This is a genomic window from Fictibacillus sp. UD (genome assembly GCF_043558025.1).
Lineage (GTDB): Bacteria > Bacillota > Bacilli > Bacillales > Fictibacillaceae > Fictibacillus.
In genome coordinates this window covers 486,496-505,083 of sequence record NZ_JARUHH010000001.1, presented here as the reverse complement: position 1 = coordinate 505,083, position 18,588 = coordinate 486,496, and the positions used below count along the sequence as shown (strand labels likewise).

The window sequence follows — 18,588 nt, the reverse complement described above, 5'->3', positions numbered from 1 at the left end:
ATCCCACCTCCTATCGAACCATTAGCGTTACATTGCCCGCTGCAATAATAATCGTAATTGCAAGAAAGAACATGATAGAGACAGTCATAAGTGCAGCAAAGATAAACATGACACTTTTACCGATGATACTTAACGATTCTACGATCGGGCCGCCACCTAACGGCTGTAATAGGGCTGCTGCCATGCTGTATATGAAAGCGAGAATAAGTACTTTTATTGCTGGGAAGATAGCTAGTAAGAGTAATAATAGAGCTCCAATAATACCAACAGAATTTTTCAGTAAGATAGATGCACTCATTACTGTGTCAGTTGCATCCGTAAACATACGTCCTACGACCGGTATAAAATTGCCTGTAATAAATTTTGCAGTCTTAATCGTTATTCCATCGGCAACAGCTGCAGTAGCTCCTTGAACACTCATCACACCGAGGAAGACTGTGAAAAAAAAGGCCAAAGCACCCATGCTGATATTTCTTAACAATTTCGCGAGCTGCGTCACTTTGTGATGTTCAGACATGGTGGAAACGATACTTAATAAAGCTGATAAAAAAAGAAGGGGCAGAACAAAGTTTTTAATCAAAAGCCCGCTTGTGTTTACTAAAAATAAAATGACTGGATGAAAGAATGCCACTGAAGCAATACTTCCTACTGTTGCCATCAAAGCAAGAAGAAGGGGAATGAGTGCAATCATGAAGCTAAGCATATTATCGATTGCTTCTGTTGCATATGAGATCGCAACGTGAAAACTATTTAGTGCTAAAATAATCAAAACCATATAGACAATGCCATATGCTACTTTGGAGATCGCTGAACGATCAAAAGCATTCTGTATAGATTGGAGGAGCATACTGAATACGGTTAATAATATTAGTGTTCCTAACAACTTCCCGTGAACGGCAAGCTCATGAAACATAAATTTCATAAGGCCCATCATATAACCTTTGAGGGAGAAATCCTTCTCTCCTTTTACAAATTCTAGAAACGTTCCTTTTTGACTTTCCGGCAAAAAACCACCATATTCACTAGAGATGCTATCCCAATATTGTTTAATTTCATCAAGCTGCATGGATGAGACTTGTTGATCTACCATTTTTGAAGTGATCGAGCTCGCAGATGCAGATTCTGAGTTACCGAATAGCATAAAAGAGAAGATTACTAGCATAATTAGACTTGTCCGCTTCAACTTTGTCTGCATCTTTACAACCTGCTTTCTTATTTGGGAATAAGCGTCAGCACGGTTTCAATAATAACCGTCAATATTGGTATAGCCATCACAAGGATCAGAATCTTACCTCCGAGTTCAATCTTGGAAGCAATAGCTCCTTGCCCTGCATCACGTGTAATTTGCGCTCCAAATTCTGCGATATAAGCGATTCCAATAATCTTTAGTAACGTTTCTACATAGACCATGTTGACGTTTGCATTAATGGCAAGCCGTTGAAGCATCGTTAATACCTGTCCAATCTTATCGATCAAGAACAAGAAGATTCCTGCTCCGACCATGAGTGTAACCAAAAAGGCGAAATTCGCTTTTTGTTCTTTAAGGACTAAAGCTAAGAAAGCAGCGACCAGTCCAAAACCAACAATTTGGATAATTTCCAATCTGGCCCCCTCCTTAATTCTGAAACAAAAAGACTCCTTTTACTTTTTGAAACAAGTCATCTAATAAAGTAATAACCATAAATAGAGCAACAACAAATCCTAAAAGCGTTACCCAGTGCGCATAATCCTCTTTACCAATCATCTTTAAAACGGTATGAAGCATCGCGACAATTATTCCTAATCCTGCAATCTGAAACACTGCGTTTACATCCAATCCCATTAGTGAGACCTCCTGTTACATTAAGAGAATAACGATTAAAAGCCCCATTAACACCCCAAGACTTTTGCACATTTTTTCATAGCGTTCTTGTATGTCTCTTGCTTCTTTTTCCTCACGGGTAAGGTGGGCGAGTGTTAACTGTATCTGCTTTTGCTGATGCTCTTTGTCATGTCTGCCAAGCGTTGATCCAAACTGGCGAAGCACTTCTATTTCTCCGGACTTAAAGGACGTTTCCTTTGTCAATACAGCCAGTTGACTCTCCCATGCTTCTTGAACAGAGAGTTCACCTTCAATCAAAGAATCAGAAATCGTAAGAAAAAAAGTAGATAAAGGCTCTTTTAAAGGTTTTCCTATATGCTGAAAGGCTTCATGAAGAGGTGTTGACCCATACATGATCTCTGCCTCTAGTGCTTGAAGAGTGACTTTTAGTTCTCTTAATTTCTTTGGTCTTTCTCTTACACGCTTTGCCCACTCAAATCCAAATATTGTGGTTGCAGAAAGAATAGCGATCGCACCGATCCAACTCATCATGCTGCACCAACCGGCGACCGATAGATTTCATTGAAAGCCCCATCATAAATCCTTTGTATCGTACCAGGTCCTTTATCACGGCTTAAAATTACATATCTTTGAAACAGCGAAAGACCAGACAAGGGTTTCATCACAGGCCTTTTGAGCGCATCTTCTAAACTGCTTCCATGGGCAGTGAAAATCATCTGTACACCAGCGTGCATAGCCTCTAAAATAGCCTCACCGTCTTCTTTTCTCCCAATTTCATCCACGATTAAAACTTGCGGGCTCATCGAACGTATAAGCATCATCATACCTTCCGCTTTTGGACAGGCATCAAGTACATCCACTCTTTGTCCAAGTGAATGTTGGGGAATCCCTTTAATGGAACCAGCTATTTCAGAACGTTCATCAACGATACCAACTTTAAAAGAAGGAATATTTTTTTTGTTTGCGCCACAACTGACTAGCCTTGCAATATCCCTTAAAAGGGTAGTTTTCCCGGTCTGCGGAGGGCCAATCAGCAATGTATTCAGCCAATTTTTTTGAAACAGGTAGGGTAGAAGCGGTTCAGCAATTCCTATTTTCTCTCTCGCAATCCTTACATTAAATGAACTGATATCTTTTATAGCTTTAACAGATCCATGCTCCGTGATCACCTTACCTGCTAGTCCTACGCGATGACCTCCAGAGATCGTGATATAGCCCCGCTTCAGCTCTTCTTCTAGCGCGTATAGAGAATGCTGACTTAAACGATTGAGCAATACTTGGGATTCTTCTGCCAGGATCGTTTTTTCTAACGGATAGATCGGCTTACCCGAACATAAAATTTCTAACGGCTGTCCGATTCTAACTCTTATTTCCTCAACTGATTGAAGGATAGGAGCTGGCAGATTTCTTAAAGTATGCTGAATTTCTTCCGGAAAGAGTCTAAAAATGGTTTCCATAACCGTTTCTCCTTTAAAAGGCTAGTACTATAAACGTATGGCTTATCCCTACGCTTTATGCCAATAAAGGGAGGTTTAGTAGTACTGTTGAGAAAAAATGAAGTGAGTTTCAGTGATAAGCTGATTAAAGAGGAAGGTAAATGAAGTTTTATAGAAATAAATCACCACATTTATATACTTTTTTGAACGTTAACGGGGTTTGTAATAAGCTTATTCAACTTTCGGAGCGAAACGATGGACACACTGAGCGAAACTGTAGCTAATTGGAGCGAAAAATGGGGCCCACTGGGCGGAATGGAAGGAGTTAGGAGCGAAACACCGTCCAGTTTGAGCGAACGTGTAACAAATAAAAGAACACGTACCGTAAAATTCATAACAAAAAAGCCTCATCCCGATTAAAGAATCAGAATGAGGCTTTACCAATTATTTAACTATGCACGTGATACGTATGCTGCATTTCTTGTATCGATGATCAGCTTGTCTCCTTGGTTAACAAAGAAAGGCACTTGAACGATCAATCCTGTTTCAAGGGTAGCTGGTTTTGTTCCGCCTGAAGCTGTATCACCTTTGATTCCAGGCTCAGTCTCAGCAACTACTAATTCTACTGTGTTCGGCAGTTCAACACCGATCGTTTCACCTTGATACGTCATGATGTGTACTGTCATGTTTTCAAGCAAGTACTTCAATTCGTACTCAATTTGAGAAGCTTGGAGCTCAATTTGCTCATATGATTCGTTATCCATGAACGTATGCGTATCTCCTGATGCATATAGGTATTGCATCTTACGGTTTTCAATATGTGCTTTTGCAACTTTCTCTCCGCCACGGAACGTTTTTTCCTGGATACCGCCTGTACGAAGGTTACGAAGTTTAGAACGAACAAATGCCGCTCCTTTTCCGGGTTTTACATGTTGGAATTCAAGAACTTGCCAAATCCCTCCATCTACTTCAATCGTTAATCCTGTTTTAAAATCGTTTACTGAAATCATGTTATTATCCTCCTGAATCGTTTAACTGATTGTTAAAAGCGTTTTTGTTGAGTGAGTTAGTGATTCATTACCGTCTTTCGTGATAAGTGCATCGTCTTCAATACGAACTCCACCTATTCCTGAAACATAAATTCCAGGTTCTACAGTAACAAGCATCCCAGGCTCAAGAATTGTATCAGACTTCATAGATAAAGCAGGTCCTTCATGAACATCTAAGCCTATTCCATGGCCCGTTGAATGTCCAAAATTGTCACCAAATCCTTTTGAAGTTATATAATCCCGTGTTAACGCATCTGCTTCCTTGCCCGTCATTCCAGGCTTAATGCCTTTCATTCCAAGCATTTGTGCTTCATACACAACTTGATAGATCTCTTTAAGCTCATCTGAAACATTACCGATCGCAACCGTACGAGTAATATCAGAACAATAACCTTTGTAGTATGCACCAAAATCCAAGGTTACTAATTCACCAGTCTCAATCTTTTTATCTGAAGCAACACCGTGTGGAAGGGCTGAACGATAGCCTGAAGCCACAATGATATCAAATGAGGATGAAGCTGCTCCATTTTTTCTCATGAAAAATTCTAGTTCATTAGAAACTTCACGTTCTGTAAGACCTGGGCGAATAAACTCTATGATATGTGAAAAAGCGGCATCGGCAATGCTTGCTGCATCCTTTACTATCTTAATCTCTGATTCATCCTTTATCAAGCGCAACTTTTCCACAAGCCCCGTTACAGGTACGAGTTCGGTCTCCTGTGAATCTAATTGTTTCTCATATGTACGGTAAGAAGAATATGTAACATGATCTTGTTCAAAACCAAGCTTCTGGATTGAAAGTTCTTTCGTTAACTTTGCCACCTCTTCTGGAATCGGAGCGGTATGCATGACGACTCGATAACCCTCTGCCTGTTCAGCTGCCTGTGTCTTATAGCGGAAGTCCGTAACCAATATGGCTTCTTCCTTTGTAATTAAAAGTACACCTGAACTGCCCTTAAACCCACTTAAATAAAAGCGGTTTGAAGAAGAAGTGACTAGCAATGCATCAATATCAAACGTTTCAAACAACTCTCTCGCTTTTTCAACACGTCTCATATTGCATCCCCCTTAAATTGATTGTTAAAAGCATGCAGCGCTAATTTATAACTATCAAAACCAAAACCTGAAATCTGTCCGATCGTAACTGGGGCAATAACAGAGTCACGCCGAAATTCCTCCCGAGCATGAACATTGGACAAATGGACTTCTATAACTGGGACATCCACACTGGCAATTGCGTCCCTAATCGCATAACTATAATGAGTATAAGCTCCTGCGTTTAAGACAATACCCTGGAATTGACCAGCAGCACCATGAATTAAATCAATGATATCGCCTTCATTGTTGCTTTGATGAAAGGATACTCCCATTAGAAGTTTTTCTGATAACTCTTCTAGTTCGTTTTCTAGGTCGTCTAATGTTTTTGCACCATAAATGCCAGGCTCCCGTTTTCCCAATCTGTTTAAATTCGGTCCATTAATGATAAGTAAATTTCTGTTGTTCATCGGAAACACCTAGCCTTTGCATAAAAAAATAGAATGTTCATAAAACATTCTATCATAGGGGCTGATCATTTGAATAGTTACGAACTTTGTGCAGATTCCTTATTCCCTTGTGCCTGACCATAACGCTCACTGTATTCAAATGAAATCGAGTATCCCACAAAAACACCATATAAGATGTATATACAAAGCGTAGTTGTAATCGTGTTTTTACCTATCGTATTCATAGGTTCTAATCCAGGAAATATCGGATGAAGCAGATAGAATACAATCGCCCACAACGCCACTCCATATATGATTCCAGCCCACATCGACTTGACCTTAGCAAAAGCATAACGATATGCAATCGCTACAAGGATTGATAGTAAAGCGACAATCAGAATACTGATCAGCTGCCCAAGCCACTCGGACTTCCATTTCCCGAGTGCCCACGGTGCTAAGACGAGTGCAGGACCTACTTTTGAAAAATTTAAGTAGTATGCAATAAAACCAAATGAAGCCCATATTAGACCTCCAAAAAAACCAACACCTATCACTCTGCTCATAAACGAGGATTGAGACTCTTGTTTGTCTTGTTCTAATTTTGAATCGCTCATATACGACCACCTCCAACATTTCTAGTATGTCCACAAAATTAACGCCCAAACTTCTCAACATTCATCAATCATAATCCGTGTAAAACATGTATAAAATGGGAAAAATACAATCATCCCATGTGGAGGAATATCCAGCTTTACTGTAGAATAGAAAGTACCTACAAAACTTTAGGCTGGGGGTTCAACATGACAAAAGAGAAAAAGCCCGCATACGGCGGTCAAGCCGTACTTGAAGGGGTTATGTTTGCCGGTAAGCACACATACGTTACGGCAATACGGAGAAATGATGATTCTATCGAGTATTTTGAACTGAAAAAGAAACCTTCTCCAGTTTTATCTAAATTAAAGAAGATTCCTTTTTTACGAGGATTTATAGCGATAATCGAAGCGAGCATGAATGGCACACAGCACTTAAACTTTTCAGCTGAACGGTTCGGTGTAGAACCTGGTGAAGAAGAAAAAGTAGAAGAAGATAAACCATCTAAATTTGCCTTTTTCTTTTCTTTAGCGATTATCGGTGTTCTATCTTTTCTATTTGGTAAGTTTGTATTCACACTTGTACCTGTGTTTTTAGCAGAAGCATTTCGCTTTATCGTACCTGGACACCTAGGTCAAAATCTTCTAGAAGGTTTATTCAAGTTTATCTTTTTATTAAGCTACATCTATTTTGTATCGTTGACACCAGCGATTAAAAGGGTATTTATGTATCATGGTGCAGAACACAAAGTCATCAATACTTACGAAGCAGGCGATGAACTAACGATTGAAAACGTGAAACGCCATTCTAGACTTCATTACCGTTGCGGCAGCAGTTTTATCTTATTTACCGTAATCGTTGGAATGTTTATCTATTACTTCTTCCCATCTGATCCGCTTTGGCTAAGAATTTTATGCAGACTTGCGCTTATCCCTGTCGTTTTAGGGGTATCTTTTGAAGTATTACAACTTACGAATAAATTAAGAGATGTTCCTGTTCTCCGTTACCTCGGATACCCGGGACTATGGCTTCAGTTATTAACAACAAAAGAACCTGATGAAAAACAAATAGAAGTTTCTATTCTTTCTTTTAATGAAATGTTGCGTCGTGACGCATCCTATGAAAGTGAAAAAAACGCTAGTCAAATCGTTTAATCATAAGGAGGTGAACCTGTTGCAACAGAATAGCAGAAAATTGCATCCCATCATTTGGTTCGTTATTTCACTGGCTGTTGTAGGAATTCTTTATCAATTGATCACTTCACCTCGCCAATTATTTACAACCATTCTGATCGGAGCAGCAGTGGTCGCCGTGTTTTACTTTATCTTTCGGAGAACTTCATCGGGTGTAAACGGCAAATATAGAAAAGCAGTCAAACAGTCGCAAAAACGGTATGGCTCCAATCAGAAACCGCCGAAAGCATCTCCGCTGTTTCCTAACAAAAAGGCTGCAAAAAGTTCCGCTCAGAAAAAGAGAACACGTGAACATCATTTAACCGTAATCGAAGGTAAAAAGAACAAGAAAAAAAATCGAGCCTCCTTTTAGGATTAGGCTCGATTTTTGTATGATGGATGCGCTGGATGAGGATACCTCTTACCTGTAATCCAGTTTTGCAAAAAGTGCTCTGCTCGATCATGACCAAATGTATATAATTCATTTTTTGCTTCTGACGAAAGCTGGAAATCTATTACCGAAACATGTTTAACCGGCATAAATATTATATCTCTTGCATCGTGTGAATCAATATAACGGTTATCGTGTGCTTGCATCATCGTCTCAAATAAAGCTTTAAACAACTGCACGGCATTCTTCACATTATGTGTTGGTATATGATCATTAATATATGAACTTAGCTGAAACCCTAATACAGGGCGGATTGGAACGCGATCTCTTCTTTGGAACAACCACATCGGAAAGTTGCTAAGCACTCCTCCATCAACAATATAACTTTTCTGTCCAACTCGATTAAACAACTTGATCGGATAAAAAAAATAAGGCAAGCTGCAGCTCATTCTTACTGCTCGAGCAATAGGAAAACGTTCAGGCAGCAGCCCATATTCTTCTAAATCGTCTGGCAAAACAATCAACCTGCCTCTTGTAATATCAGAGGCAATGATCTTTAAGCTTCCATAAGGAATATCCGCAAACGTAACAATTCCCCTAGCAGCTAAAAGGGACGCCACCCAGTTTTCCAAGTAATCTCCTTTAAACAATCCTAGTTTCCAATATAACTTTAACCAGTTCATAAAAGGAATAGGCACAATGGTTTTACTCGTATCCAGAAATTTTCGAAAGTCCAATTGATCAATGAGCTCTTTCATTTCTCCTGCCGAATAACCCGCCTTAATTAAAGCTGCCATCAACGCACCCGCACTCGTTCCAGCTACCCTCTCAAAAGTAAGCCCCCGATTTTCAGCCGCTTCAACAGCTCCAATCAAAGAAAGTGCCTTGATGCCTCCACCAGAAAAAACACCATCAATCCGCATAAACATCTCCTCCACTACTATCCTAATCAGCAGAAGATGTCCCATATTACCGATTTATGAAAATAAAATTTATATAATAACCTTTACCGTCCATATTTCAAAAATACTGTCGGGTTTTCTCAATTTACTGTCCACTTTTAGAAAAATACTGTCCACTTTTCACGTTTTACTGTCCACTTCTTACAATTTACTGCTTGCCAGCTATAAACCTGTAGTAAGCGCACAAAAAAACAACCATATAAATTATGATTGTTCTTGTTCTTCATTCTTCGCTTGTACTTCTCGTAATTGCTTTAGTCGGCTCTCGTCTTCCTCAAAGAACTGCACAAGATCTCCAATTCGGTCTATCGCGTTCCAGCTTAAGTGATGCTCGATCCCCTCAACATCTTGATAGATGTTTTCTTGGTCTACACCGATAACCTTTAAAAATTCTTCAAGTAATTCATGTCTGTAAACTAATCGCTTACCTAGCTTTTTACCGTTAGGCGTTAAAACGAATCCTCTGTATTTTTCATAAACGACATACTTGCCTTTGTCGAGTTTCTGAATCATCTTGGTCACAGAAGAGGGATGCACTTCTAGGTTTTCAGCAAGATCTGATACCCTGGCATAGCCTTTCTCTTCGATTAAGGCGTAAATGCGTTCTATATAGTCTTCCATACTTGGGGTTGGCGGCAAAATGTTCCCTCCCTATATACTAAACCAGCTTGGTCTCTATAAAAAGGATACTATAGAATGGTAAGCGTGACAAGGGAACCTATTAACCACTCCATCACGTAAAATACTCGATCTTTGCTGAAGGAAACATCGTATGAATGTAATTTTCAACGGTTTCCCGCAATCTTGTTGCTTGATCATCTTGATAGACATATTTACCGATTCCATAACGTCCCCACTTGTATTTACGCTCTTCTTCGTTCATTTCAAGCTTAGATTTAGGATAGTTTTTTTCAATAACTCGTTTTGCAGGTTTCGTAAAACGGTGTTGTATAAGTTCAAACGTCAGGTCGTTTGTTAAATGCTTCGGAATTTTTGCTTCTAAAATGTCAAAAAGCTCTTTATATCCTTCTTCCCAGTCTTTATGAAGATAAAGTGGAGCTACAATAAATCCTAACGGGTATCCAGCTTCCGCTACTCGTATAGCTGCATTAATACGTTCTTCCAGCGGACTAGTGCCAAGTTCGAAATTTTTAATTACATAATTCGAATTCACACTAAATCGAAATCGTGTTCTTCCTTGATGTTTGGCATCGAGTAAGTGATCAACATGATGATACTTTGTCGTAAAACGAAGTCTGCCTAGATCGGTTGCTCCAAAAAATTCAATCGCTCTTTTTAAATTATGTGTTAAATGATCAATTCCAACGATATCTGATGTACACGATGCTTCAAAGCGAGTAACTTCAGGTGCTCGCTCTTGCATATACTTTTCGGCTTGAGCAAAGATTTCATCCGTGTTCACATATGTTCGTAAATAAGGCTTACTGCCAAGAGTCGTTTGTAAGTAACAATAATGACAATGACCCATGCATCCCGTCGCTAAAGGAATTGCGTATTCTGCAGAAGGCTTGGACGAATCAAACTTCAAAGTCTTTCTGATTCCGACAACAAGCGTTGATTTTGCGGTTCTATACTTTTGAAAATCATTGTCACCTGGCAGATCACGGATTTGATTATGTGACGTCGTTTCTCTGATCTCCACTTCCAACTTGCTGAATCGGTCGAACAATTCTTTTCCTAACGGATATTCAAGTGCACGCGGTTCAAAATAGATCAACTGCGGCATAAACGGTTTATTTGCACCAGCCATAACACTACACCCCACAATTTTTTTCACAAATGATGGAGTTAGTATGTGCTATTCGGTCCAAAAGAAAAAGGAAGGAACATTTCCAGTTCCTTCCCCGTGCTAATTTTAAAGTCCGCATTTTAATTGTGCATTACAATTTGTACATGTATTGCAGCCGCCGATTTCTTTTACCTTTCCTTTTCGGCAAACTGGGCAAGTATTGCCTACTTCGTTCCCGATTGTTACATCTGTTGAACGAAGATCTGTAATCGTATCTAAAATAACGACTTTGCTTTTTTCTTCTTCCATACCAAGATCGATTTCGGTCTGTTCAAATGTCTCTTCTGCTTTTAGTGTAAGAACTTGTGAGTCACGACTTCCGTCAACGTAAACCGTTCCGCCTTTTGCTCCGCCCTTATAAAGACGTTCGTAAACCTTTTGAACTTGATCAACCGTGTATCCTTTTGGCGCGTTAACCGTTTTAGAGATCGAGCTGTCTACCCAGCGCTGGATGACGCATTGTGTATCCGCATGCGCTTCTGGTGCAAGCTCCATCGCTGCTACAAACCACTCAGGAAGCTCGTTCTCGTTTGCATCAGGATTGCAGTCCAAATATTCTTTTACGATATCAGCTTTTACTTCAATAAATTTCCCTAAACGACCGCTTCGGAAGTAGGAGAATGAGAAGTATGGCTCTAATCCTGTGGAGACTCCAACCATGGTTCCTGTGGATCCAGTTGGCGCGACTGTTAACAAGTGAGAGTTACGAATGCCGTATTTTAAGATATCTTCACGAACATCTTCTGGAAGCTTTTTCATGTAACCTGTTTCAATAAAACGATTTCTTAGCGTTTCAGTTTCCGTTTCTGATGCACCTTCTAAGAACGGGAAGCTACCCTTCTCTTTTGCAAGTTCGATTGAAGTGCGGTAAGCCGTAACAGCTATCGTTTCAAAGATCTTGTCTACCAGTTGGTTTCCTTCTTCTGATCCATATACTGTTTCACAATAGATAAGAAGGTCATGAAGTCCCATTACTCCTAATCCCACACGACGCTCACCTAACGCTTGAACGCGGTTTGGTTCCAAGAAGTATGGTGTTGCATCAATAACGTTGTCTTGCATGCGTACGCCAACTTCAACCGTTTGTTTCAGCTTTTCAAAATCGACTGTTTTGTTTTCTTTGTCTGCCATGTTGCCAAGGTTTACAGCAGCAAGGTTGCAGACACTGTATGGTGCAAGTGGTTGTTCCAGTTTTTTGTTATCACAAAGGCTTTTTATCCTTTGTTTCTGGAGGTTCGTTTCCCTCATCCCTAGTTAAGGTACGACCAGTCGTTTCTGGTCCAGCTCAGCATATCTCTTCAATAGTTTGATAAATTCTAACTATTGCTGCGGCCTCGTGGGGGAATTATATTCTGAATCGTTCAGTTTCATCCCCTATGCGTTGCCCCTGACTGAACTTTTACACTCAGTCTTCGGTTCGGATTAGGATTCTCACCCTTCCCGCTTAGTTCCGCAGTTTTTAACGTGAGGCAATTCAAGCCACCTTACCACACGGATTCGTTGCTACAACCTTTTGTCCATATGCTGTAGCATTTGTCATGTCATTGGCGTTATCAATAAAGAAAATTCCTGGCTCAGCTGAGTATGTGGCACAAATATTGATCAAGTTCCAAAGTTCACGAGCTTGGATGCGTTTGTATACTCGAATACCATAGCCTTTCTCTTCCCAAACCCGAACATCTCCGACCTCATGCCACTCGTTGTTGTATGCTTCCATCTCTTCAGGCGTGTATGCCTCAACACTTGGAAAGCGTAATAGATACTCAGTGTCACTTTCTACTGCTTCCATAAATTCTTTAGTGATCGTAACTGAGATATTTGCTCCAGTTAAGAACTCAGAATTATGAACACTGTATGTCCCACCATCGCGAAGCATTGTTTCAGCATCGCGTAAAACATCAGAATCGAAGCCGCCTGTTCCCGGAATGTCTTTATAGCGAAGAATTCCTTCGTACATCGCTTTTTGAGCTGGTGTCAGCGGTGTAAACTTCAATTTATCTTGAGCGACCTGCTTAATTTTTTCGTCGTTCGTATTTTCAATCAAATAACGCAAAATACGAGGATTCTGCATTTTAGAAATGATGAAATCAATGATGTCAGGATGCCAGTCGGCCAGCATGATCATTTGTGCCCCACGCTTTTTTGTTACTCTCATAATGAGGGGATGGACATTTCTGCCACCCTCTTACACTTTCATGTAAGATCAGACTATATCATCAAAGAAAAAGTTCTTCTTTGTCTCGTGCCCCGTAACCTCGTTGCCGATGATTATGGTTTACTCGTTCCATCGTTAACCTCCACTTTTACAGATATTAACCTTAGGAACTTTCAATAGTCGTTGAACGTTCATCTTTGTTTCCAAAGACGCTTCGCTGCTGATTGCCCATTGTACTATCTTTAGAATTTTCAAGCGTTCACGCCCGCTGTTACCAGCCACGTTGTAGCTCCTAAAGCTTTAGGGTGTTCCAGCAATTCACGAGATTAAGTCGCCATGGTGTTAACGACTTCCGCCCTGCTCAACCAAGTGCGTCAACTTCGCGATATCATCCAGCCAGGATACAGAGCCTGATGATTTTCCGTTTACGCCTCTAGCGAGTGCGTTTTTCGGTCGAAGAGTAGATCCGTTCGTTCCTACACCGCCGCCTCTGCTCATGATCTCCATCACTTGCTTACGGTGATCTGAGATGCCTTCACGCGAATCTTTTACATATGGCATCACGTAACAGTTGAAATACGTTACATCCGTTTCTGCACCTGCTCCATATAAAACACGTCCTGCAGGAACAAAGTTCATTTCAGAGAGTTCTTTGTAAAATTTCTCGAAAGATTCTTGGCGCTTCTCTTCTGTCGTTTCTACAGATGCTAAGCCTGTCGCATTTCTCAGAGCGATTTGCTCATAAAATACTTCTAGGGGCTTGTCCATTACATCTAGTGAACGAGTGATCAAGCCTGTTTCGGCTTCTTCCGGTTTTTCTAGCACCGCTTTAAATTCGTCTTCAACGAGTACGACGGCATTTTTGTCATCCCAGTTGACCGATTGAATGTATCCAAGTCCTCTTGCTGGAAACTTTGGATCTTCTTTTACGGTTAAAACAACAAAATCACCCGGTTTTAACGTTTTCTTTTCTGTGTCCTTAAAGCTGTAACGATCGAGCATAACCAATCGAGAAACACCTTTATGAGTGGTTTTCATTGTAGAAGTTACGGGGTGCACTTGTGGAAATTGAGCTATATCACTGTTGAGAGCGTCAATATCAATACCCTTTTTAACAGTTGCGACTGTGTCCATATTTCTCCTCCTCTATTAAAATCACATACGATGTATATCTATATCTTGTATGTATAAGTTCTACCCTTATACTATATATACGTAAACCTCGTGTCAAAGAAAAAAAATTGTCAAACTTAAAATCATGAGGATATTACAGCAAATTGAAGATTGCACACTATTTTTTATGATTTTATTAAATATTTGGCTGAAAATTAGATTTGTATTTATTGGAAGTTACAGAAAGCTTTAAAACACGTGTTTTTCTTAAAATCCTGCTCTATCACAAAAAAAATTAATATCTTGACTTCTAATGTTTTTACACACTTTACCAAAAGAAAAAATCGAGACCTCTAAGGAGGTTTCGATTTTTCAGTTATTAACGTCTAAATGTCCATTCATCATTACGATAGCGAGTTTCAGCAATGTGTTCTACTTCAGCCCACTGCTCATTTGAAAGAGTATATGGAACAAGATTAATATTCAAGCCGTTTTCAAAACCCTTTTTAAAGGCGATTTTTGCATCTAGAATCGTTACAGGGTCTGAAAGCAATGAATTGATGGCAACTGCCTTCTTTTTAAAAGCAGACTGCATTCTCTCGCGTAGTCGATCGCTTGAGTATTTAAAAAGGTCAAAGAGTTTATCTTCGTCTAGATCCAACAAAATGGATCCATGCTGCAAAATCACACCTTTTTGCCTTGTTTGAGCACTTCCTGCCACTTTTCTGCCTTCAACGACTAATTCATACCAGGAAGGGGCATCAAAACAAACGGCAGATCGAGGATTTTTCAACCCTTCTCGCTCTTCTTCTGTTTTTGGAACAGCGAAGTAAGCATCCAAACCTAAACCTTGAAATCCTTCTTTAATTCCTTCAGAGATTACCCGATAAGCTTCTGTTACACTTTGAGGCATATCCTTATGCGATTCAGATACGATTACACTATATGTCAACTCCTGATCATGAAGAACCCCGCGTCCTCCAGTTGGGCGTCTAACAAAGCCTAAATCATATTTTTTAACCTCATCAAGGTTAATCTCTTTTTCTACTTTTTGAAAGTAACCGATGGATAGTGTCGCTGGATCCCACCCGTAAAAGCGGATAACGGGAGGGATTTTACCTTCACTGTGCCAAGTAAGAAGCGCTTCATCCATCGCCATATTTATTGCCGGTTCGCAATTTCCAGAATCAATATAATACCAGTTTTCTTTTTCCACGTTTTTCGTCTCCCTGCGATTCATTCGTAACTAGTGTACCAAATTCGGAGTATGTGTCAAAACAATCGCTTAAAGTTAGATTTTTCTTTTGCCTATATAGCGATCCACCGCTATAATTGTGGTAGATTGTTTAAAGGAGTGCAAGCGTTATGGGATGGATAGTTTTAGCAGGTATCGTGGTAGCTTTATTGGCCTATGTGATTGGTATGGGTCTATACCAAAAGAGATTTTTAAAGACATTAAACGAAGAAGAGTTCAAGGCAGGTTATCGTAAGGCTCAATTGATTGATGTCCGTGAACCTGAAGAGTTTAAAAAGGGTCATATTTTAGGAGCCCGCAACATTCCCTTATCTCAAATGAGACAAAGATTGAAGGAAGTTCGTAACGACCAGCCTGTTTACTTATATTGCGAGAGCGGATTCAGAAGTGCTCGTGCAGCCAACTTCCTTAAGAAGAAGAAGTACGGCCAACTGCATCATTTACATGGCGGGTTCAGAAAATGGACAGGCCGAGTAAAATCAAATTAACACATATAAAAGCAGCCCATTCAAAAAACGGGCTGCTTTTTTTGTACTTTAAACTTGTTTGCTGTACTTTAAGATTGGCTTTCTAGCTGCTGTTGCTTCATCCAATCTTTTTACAACTGTTGTGTGAGGTGCTTCTTGAACGATTTCAGGTGTTTCTTCTGCTTCTTTTGAAATCTGAATCATCTTTTCAATAAATTCATCAAGAGTTTCTTTAGACTCAGTTTCAGTCGGCTCGATCATAATTGCTTCTTCTACACTTAATGGGAAGTAAATGGTTGGCGGGTGATAGCCAAAGTCTAAAAGACGTTTTGCAATATCGAGTGTTCTTACACCTAACTTCTTCTGACGGCGTCCAGATAATACGAACTCGTGTTTACAGTGCTGTGTAAACGGCAGATCAAAATGAGGCTCCAGACGGCGCATCATATAGTTTGCGTTCAACACTGCATTTTCAGACACTTGGCGCAATCCATCAGGCCCCATCGTCATGATGTACGTAAACGCACGAACGTTAATCCCAAAGTTACCGTAGAAAGGTTTAACACGTCCGATTGACTGTGGACGATTGTACTCAAATTTGTAAACATCGTTTTCTTTGACAAGTACTGGTTTTGGCAAGAATGGGATTAAATCCGCTTTCACTCCGACTGGTCCTGATCCAGGTCCTCCGCCGCCATGTGGTCCTGTAAATGTTTTATGCAGGTTCAAGTGAACAACATCAAAGCCCATATCCCCAGGTCTAGCAAAACCTAAGATCGCGTTCGCATTCGCGCCATCATAATAAAGCTTGCCGCCAGCTTCATGGACAATCTTTGCCATCTCTAAAATATGTTCTTCAAAAAGTCCTAATGTATTTGGATTTGTAAGCATAAGAGCAGCAACATCTTGATCGACTACTCGTTTTAAGTCTTCTAAATCAACAAGACCGCGCTCATCCGATTTTACGGTAATCGATTCGAAACCTGCAACGGTCGCAGATGCTGGGTTCGTTCCGTGAGCTGAATCTGGAACGATGACTTTAGTTCGATTAAAGTCTCCATTTGCTTCATGATAAGCACGGATCATCATAAGACCTGTCCATTCACCATGTGCACCAGCTGCCGGCTGAAGCGTTACTTCATCCATACCTGTAATCTCAGCTAGAGATGTTTGCAAACGGTACATCATTTCCATTGCACCTTGTACCGTCTCTTCATCTTGGAGAGGATGAATATGGGCAAAACCAGGAAAACGTGCAACATCTTCATTGATTTTTGGATTGTATTTCATCGTACATGAACCAAGGGGATAAAAACCAGAATCAACTCCATGGTTACGATTGGATAATGCTGTATAATGACGGACGATTTGAAGCTCAGAAACTTCAGGAAGGTCAGCTTCTTCTGTACGCAAATAATCAGATGGAATAATTGACTCCACATTTACTTCTGGAACGTCAAGTTCAGGAATGCTGTATCCCACTCGACCTGGCTTTGACAATTCAAAAATTAGTGACTGATGTTCTGTACGCATGCTAATCCCTCCAATACATTTGCAAGCTGATCGATTTCTTCTTTTGTTCTCACTTCAGTAACAGCTAAAAGCATATGATTTTTTAGTTCTGAATAAGACAGACCTAAATCATAGCCTCCAATTATTCCTGATTCTAATAACTTTTGATTCACTTCTTTTGCAGAACACTTTAATTCAATGACAAATTCGTTAAAGAACGGTCCAGTAAAAGCTGTTTTAAAGCCTTTTTCTTCAAGCACTTTTTTTGCATAGTGTGCTTTCTGGATATTTTGGTGAGCCACTTCTTTAACACCTTGCTTTCCAAGAGCTGTCATGGCAATGGATGCTGCAAGAGCATTTAGCGCTTGGTTTGAACAAATGTTACTTGTTGCTTTATCACGTCTGATGTGCTGCTCTCTCGCTTGAAGCGTTAATACAAAGCCGCGCTTTCCGTCTTCATCAAGTGTTTGACCTACTAGTCGACCAGGAACTTTACGCATTAGTTTAGTTGTTACAGCAAAATATCCACAGTGAGGACCGCCAAATCCTTGAGCGATACCAAATGGCTGTGCGTCACCTACGACGATATCTGCACCAAATTTCCCTGGAGGAGTGAGGGCACCTAAAGCTAGCGGATTTGAAGAAACAACAAACATTCCTTTCGCTCCATGAACGATTTCTTCAATCTCTTTTAACGGTTCAATCTGTCCGAAGAAGTTTGGATATTGCACGATTACACATGCCGTTTCTTCATCCACTTCAGCACGCAAAGCGTTAAGTGAAGTCATTCCATCTTCCATTTCAATTTCTACTACTTGTAGATGCTGTCCTTTAGCATAAGTCTTCAGTACATCACGAGACTCTGGATGAACGGACTTGGATACAACGATTTTCTTTCTGCGAGTTTGCGCTGCAGATAGAAGACCCGCTTCAGCAAGTGCAGTTCCGCCATCATACATGGAAGAGTTGGCAACATCCATACCTGTTAATTCACAGATCATCGTTTGGAATTCGAAGATCGCTTGAAGTTCACCTTGAGAGATCTCAGGCTGATATGGCGTATATGCTGTGTAAAACTCAGAGCGAAGAAGCATATGATTTACGATCGATGGAGAATAGTGATCGTACACACCAGCTCCTAAGAATGATGCATGTTCTTTTGTATTTTTATTTAACGCAGCCAAACGGCCCATTTCTTTCACGAGCTCAGGCTCAGACAAAGCTTCCTCAATTTGTAAACGTCCTTTAAAGCGAACTTCTTCTGGAATATCTTGAAAAAGATCTTCTGTCGTTTCAATTCCAATCGTTTCAAGCATTTCCTTTTTATCTTGGGCTGTCATTGGCAAATAGCGGAATGTCATGGTTTCTC

General features: G+C 40.2%; 18 protein-coding genes and 3 pseudogenes. 3 read left to right on the top strand and 18 right to left on the bottom strand.

Features of this window, described 5'->3' with window-relative positions; all coding sequences use genetic code 11:
• Positions 1-10: 10 nt before the first annotated feature.
• The 9 genes from spoIIIAE to P8610_RS02570 form a co-directional block, all read right to left on the bottom strand.
• Complete coding sequence (gene spoIIIAE / locus P8610_RS02610; RefSeq protein WP_394602977.1) at positions 11-1,195, bottom strand: stage III sporulation protein AE; 1,185 nt, start codon at positions 1,193-1,195, stop codon at positions 11-13.
• 17 nt (positions 1,196-1,212) lie between these two features.
• Positions 1,213-1,602, bottom strand: a complete 390-nt coding sequence (gene spoIIIAD / locus P8610_RS02605) for a stage III sporulation protein AD (protein ID WP_066242234.1) — start codon at positions 1,600-1,602, stop codon at positions 1,213-1,215.
• 13 nt (positions 1,603-1,615) lie between these two features.
• Positions 1,616-1,822, bottom strand: a complete 207-nt coding sequence (gene spoIIIAC / locus P8610_RS02600; RefSeq protein WP_066290831.1) for a stage III sporulation protein AC — start codon at positions 1,820-1,822, stop codon at positions 1,616-1,618.
• A gap of 15 nt (positions 1,823-1,837) precedes the next feature.
• Positions 1,838-2,353: a stage III sporulation protein SpoIIIAB gene (gene spoIIIAB / locus P8610_RS02595; RefSeq protein ID WP_394602976.1), complete on the bottom strand. Its 516-nt coding sequence runs from the start codon at positions 2,351-2,353 to the stop codon at positions 1,838-1,840.
• A complete protein-coding gene (gene spoIIIAA, locus P8610_RS02590) occupies positions 2,350-3,279 on the bottom strand; it encodes a stage III sporulation protein AA (protein ID WP_394602975.1) in 930 nt (309 codons plus the stop codon). The genes spoIIIAB and spoIIIAA overlap by 4 nt, the downstream gene beginning before the upstream one ends.
• A gap of 431 nt (positions 3,280-3,710) precedes the next feature.
• Complete coding sequence (gene efp, locus P8610_RS02585) at positions 3,711-4,268, bottom strand: elongation factor P (RefSeq protein ID WP_198767749.1); 558 nt, start codon at positions 4,266-4,268, stop codon at positions 3,711-3,713.
• A 21-nt stretch (positions 4,269-4,289) separates the two neighbouring features.
• The gene (locus tag P8610_RS02580) at positions 4,290-5,363 is read right to left on the bottom strand and encodes a M24 family metallopeptidase (protein WP_394602974.1); all 1,074 of its coding nucleotides are present in this window, start codon (positions 5,361-5,363) and stop codon (positions 4,290-4,292) included.
• Positions 5,360-5,812: a type II 3-dehydroquinate dehydratase gene (gene aroQ / locus P8610_RS02575; protein WP_394602973.1), complete on the bottom strand. Its 453-nt coding sequence runs from the start codon at positions 5,810-5,812 to the stop codon at positions 5,360-5,362. Before aroQ ends, P8610_RS02580 begins: the two co-directional genes overlap by 4 nt.
• Positions 5,813-5,889: 77 nt before the next feature.
• The gene (locus P8610_RS02570) at positions 5,890-6,405 is read right to left on the bottom strand and encodes a YqhR family membrane protein (RefSeq protein ID WP_394602972.1); all 516 of its coding nucleotides are present in this window, start codon (positions 6,403-6,405) and stop codon (positions 5,890-5,892) included.
• Between the two features lie 186 nt (positions 6,406-6,591).
• On the opposite strand from P8610_RS02570, the gene P8610_RS02565 reads away from it, so the two are divergent.
• Together P8610_RS02565 and P8610_RS02560 are read left to right on the top strand one after the other, a co-directional pair.
• Positions 6,592-7,536, top strand: a complete 945-nt coding sequence (locus tag P8610_RS02565; RefSeq protein ID WP_394602971.1) for a DUF1385 domain-containing protein — start codon at positions 6,592-6,594, stop codon at positions 7,534-7,536.
• A 19-nt stretch (positions 7,537-7,555) separates the two neighbouring features.
• A complete protein-coding gene (locus tag P8610_RS02560; protein WP_289495166.1) occupies positions 7,556-7,927 on the top strand; it encodes an SA1362 family protein in 372 nt (123 codons plus the stop codon).
• 2 nt (positions 7,928-7,929) lie between these two features.
• Here P8610_RS02560 and P8610_RS02555 read toward each other — a convergent pair whose 3' ends face one another.
• The 7 genes and pseudogenes from P8610_RS02555 to P8610_RS02525 all read right to left on the bottom strand — a co-directional run bounded on the left by P8610_RS02555 (position 7,930) and on the right by P8610_RS02525 (position 15,201).
• Positions 7,930-8,868: a patatin-like phospholipase family protein gene (locus P8610_RS02555; RefSeq protein WP_289495165.1), complete on the bottom strand. Its 939-nt coding sequence runs from the start codon at positions 8,866-8,868 to the stop codon at positions 7,930-7,932.
• Between the two features lie 243 nt (positions 8,869-9,111).
• The gene (gene mntR, locus P8610_RS02550) at positions 9,112-9,528 is read right to left on the bottom strand and encodes a transcriptional regulator MntR (RefSeq protein ID WP_289497609.1); all 417 of its coding nucleotides are present in this window, start codon (positions 9,526-9,528) and stop codon (positions 9,112-9,114) included.
• A gap of 112 nt (positions 9,529-9,640) precedes the next feature.
• Complete coding sequence (splB, locus tag P8610_RS02545; protein ID WP_289495164.1) at positions 9,641-10,678, bottom strand: spore photoproduct lyase; 1,038 nt, start codon at positions 10,676-10,678, stop codon at positions 9,641-9,643.
• A 105-nt stretch (positions 10,679-10,783) separates the two neighbouring features.
• A pseudogene (locus tag P8610_RS02540) lies at positions 10,784-11,905 on the bottom strand (vitamin B12-dependent ribonucleotide reductase); the annotation flags it as partial.
• Between the two features lie 298 nt (positions 11,906-12,203).
• Positions 12,204-12,854 (bottom strand): annotated as a pseudogene (locus P8610_RS02535) (vitamin B12-dependent ribonucleotide reductase); the annotation flags it as partial.
• Positions 12,855-13,163: 309 nt separating this feature from the next.
• Positions 13,164-14,006 (bottom strand): annotated as a pseudogene (locus P8610_RS02530) (ribonucleotide reductase N-terminal alpha domain-containing protein); the annotation flags it as partial.
• Positions 14,007-14,364: 358 nt separating this feature from the next.
• Positions 14,365-15,201, bottom strand: coding sequence for a lipoate--protein ligase family protein (locus P8610_RS02525; RefSeq protein ID WP_394602970.1), 837 nt, complete (start codon positions 15,199-15,201; stop codon positions 14,365-14,367).
• Between the two features lie 149 nt (positions 15,202-15,350).
• Between P8610_RS02525 and P8610_RS02520 the strand changes: the two genes are divergently transcribed.
• Complete coding sequence (locus P8610_RS02520) at positions 15,351-15,728, top strand: rhodanese-like domain-containing protein (protein WP_289495162.1); 378 nt, start codon at positions 15,351-15,353, stop codon at positions 15,726-15,728.
• 48 nt (positions 15,729-15,776) lie between these two features.
• Here P8610_RS02520 and gcvPB read toward each other — a convergent pair whose 3' ends face one another.
• Positions 15,777-17,240, bottom strand: coding sequence for an aminomethyl-transferring glycine dehydrogenase subunit GcvPB (gene gcvPB / locus P8610_RS02515; protein ID WP_289495161.1), 1,464 nt, complete (start codon positions 17,238-17,240; stop codon positions 15,777-15,779).
• A complete protein-coding gene (gene gcvPA / locus P8610_RS02510) occupies positions 17,216-18,580 on the bottom strand; it encodes an aminomethyl-transferring glycine dehydrogenase subunit GcvPA (protein ID WP_394602969.1) in 1,365 nt (454 codons plus the stop codon). The genes gcvPB and gcvPA overlap by 25 nt, the downstream gene beginning before the upstream one ends.
• Positions 18,581-18,588: the final 8 nt, after the last annotated feature.

Excerpts from the sequence above, each read along its gene's own strand:
- spoIIIAE (WP_394602977.1), bottom strand. The coding sequence starts at position 1,195 with ATGCAGACAAAGTTGAAGCGGACAAGTCTAATTATGCTAGTAATCTTC.
- spoIIIAC (WP_066290831.1), bottom strand. The coding sequence starts at position 1,822 with ATGGGATTGGATGTAAACGCAGTGTTTCAGATTGCAGGATTAGGAATA.
- spoIIIAB (WP_394602976.1), bottom strand. The coding sequence starts at position 2,353 with ATGATGAGTTGGATCGGTGCGATCGCTATTCTTTCTGCAACCACAATA.
- spoIIIAA (WP_394602975.1), bottom strand. The coding sequence starts at position 3,279 with ATGGAAACCATTTTTAGACTCTTTCCGGAAGAAATTCAGCATACTTTA.
- efp (WP_198767749.1), bottom strand. The coding sequence starts at position 4,268 with ATGATTTCAGTAAACGATTTTAAAACAGGATTAACGATTGAAGTAGAT.
- P8610_RS02580 (WP_394602974.1), bottom strand. The coding sequence starts at position 5,363 with ATGAGACGTGTTGAAAAAGCGAGAGAGTTGTTTGAAACGTTTGATATT.
- aroQ (WP_394602973.1), bottom strand. The coding sequence starts at position 5,812 with ATGAACAACAGAAATTTACTTATCATTAATGGACCGAATTTAAACAGA.
- P8610_RS02570 (WP_394602972.1), bottom strand. The coding sequence starts at position 6,405 with ATGAGCGATTCAAAATTAGAACAAGACAAACAAGAGTCTCAATCCTCG.
- P8610_RS02565 (WP_394602971.1), top strand. The coding sequence starts at position 6,592 with ATGACAAAAGAGAAAAAGCCCGCATACGGCGGTCAAGCCGTACTTGAA.
- P8610_RS02555 (WP_289495165.1), bottom strand. The coding sequence starts at position 8,868 with ATGCGGATTGATGGTGTTTTTTCTGGTGGAGGCATCAAGGCACTTTCT.
- mntR (WP_289497609.1), bottom strand. The coding sequence starts at position 9,528 with ATGGAAGACTATATAGAACGCATTTACGCCTTAATCGAAGAGAAAGGC.
- splB (WP_289495164.1), bottom strand. The coding sequence starts at position 10,678 with ATGGCTGGTGCAAATAAACCGTTTATGCCGCAGTTGATCTATTTTGAA.
- P8610_RS02520 (WP_289495162.1), top strand. The coding sequence starts at position 15,351 with ATGGGATGGATAGTTTTAGCAGGTATCGTGGTAGCTTTATTGGCCTAT.
- gcvPB (WP_289495161.1), bottom strand. The coding sequence starts at position 17,240 with ATGCGTACAGAACATCAGTCACTAATTTTTGAATTGTCAAAGCCAGGT.
- gcvPA (WP_394602969.1), bottom strand. The coding sequence starts at position 18,580 with ATGACATTCCGCTATTTGCCAATGACAGCCCAAGATAAAAAGGAAATG.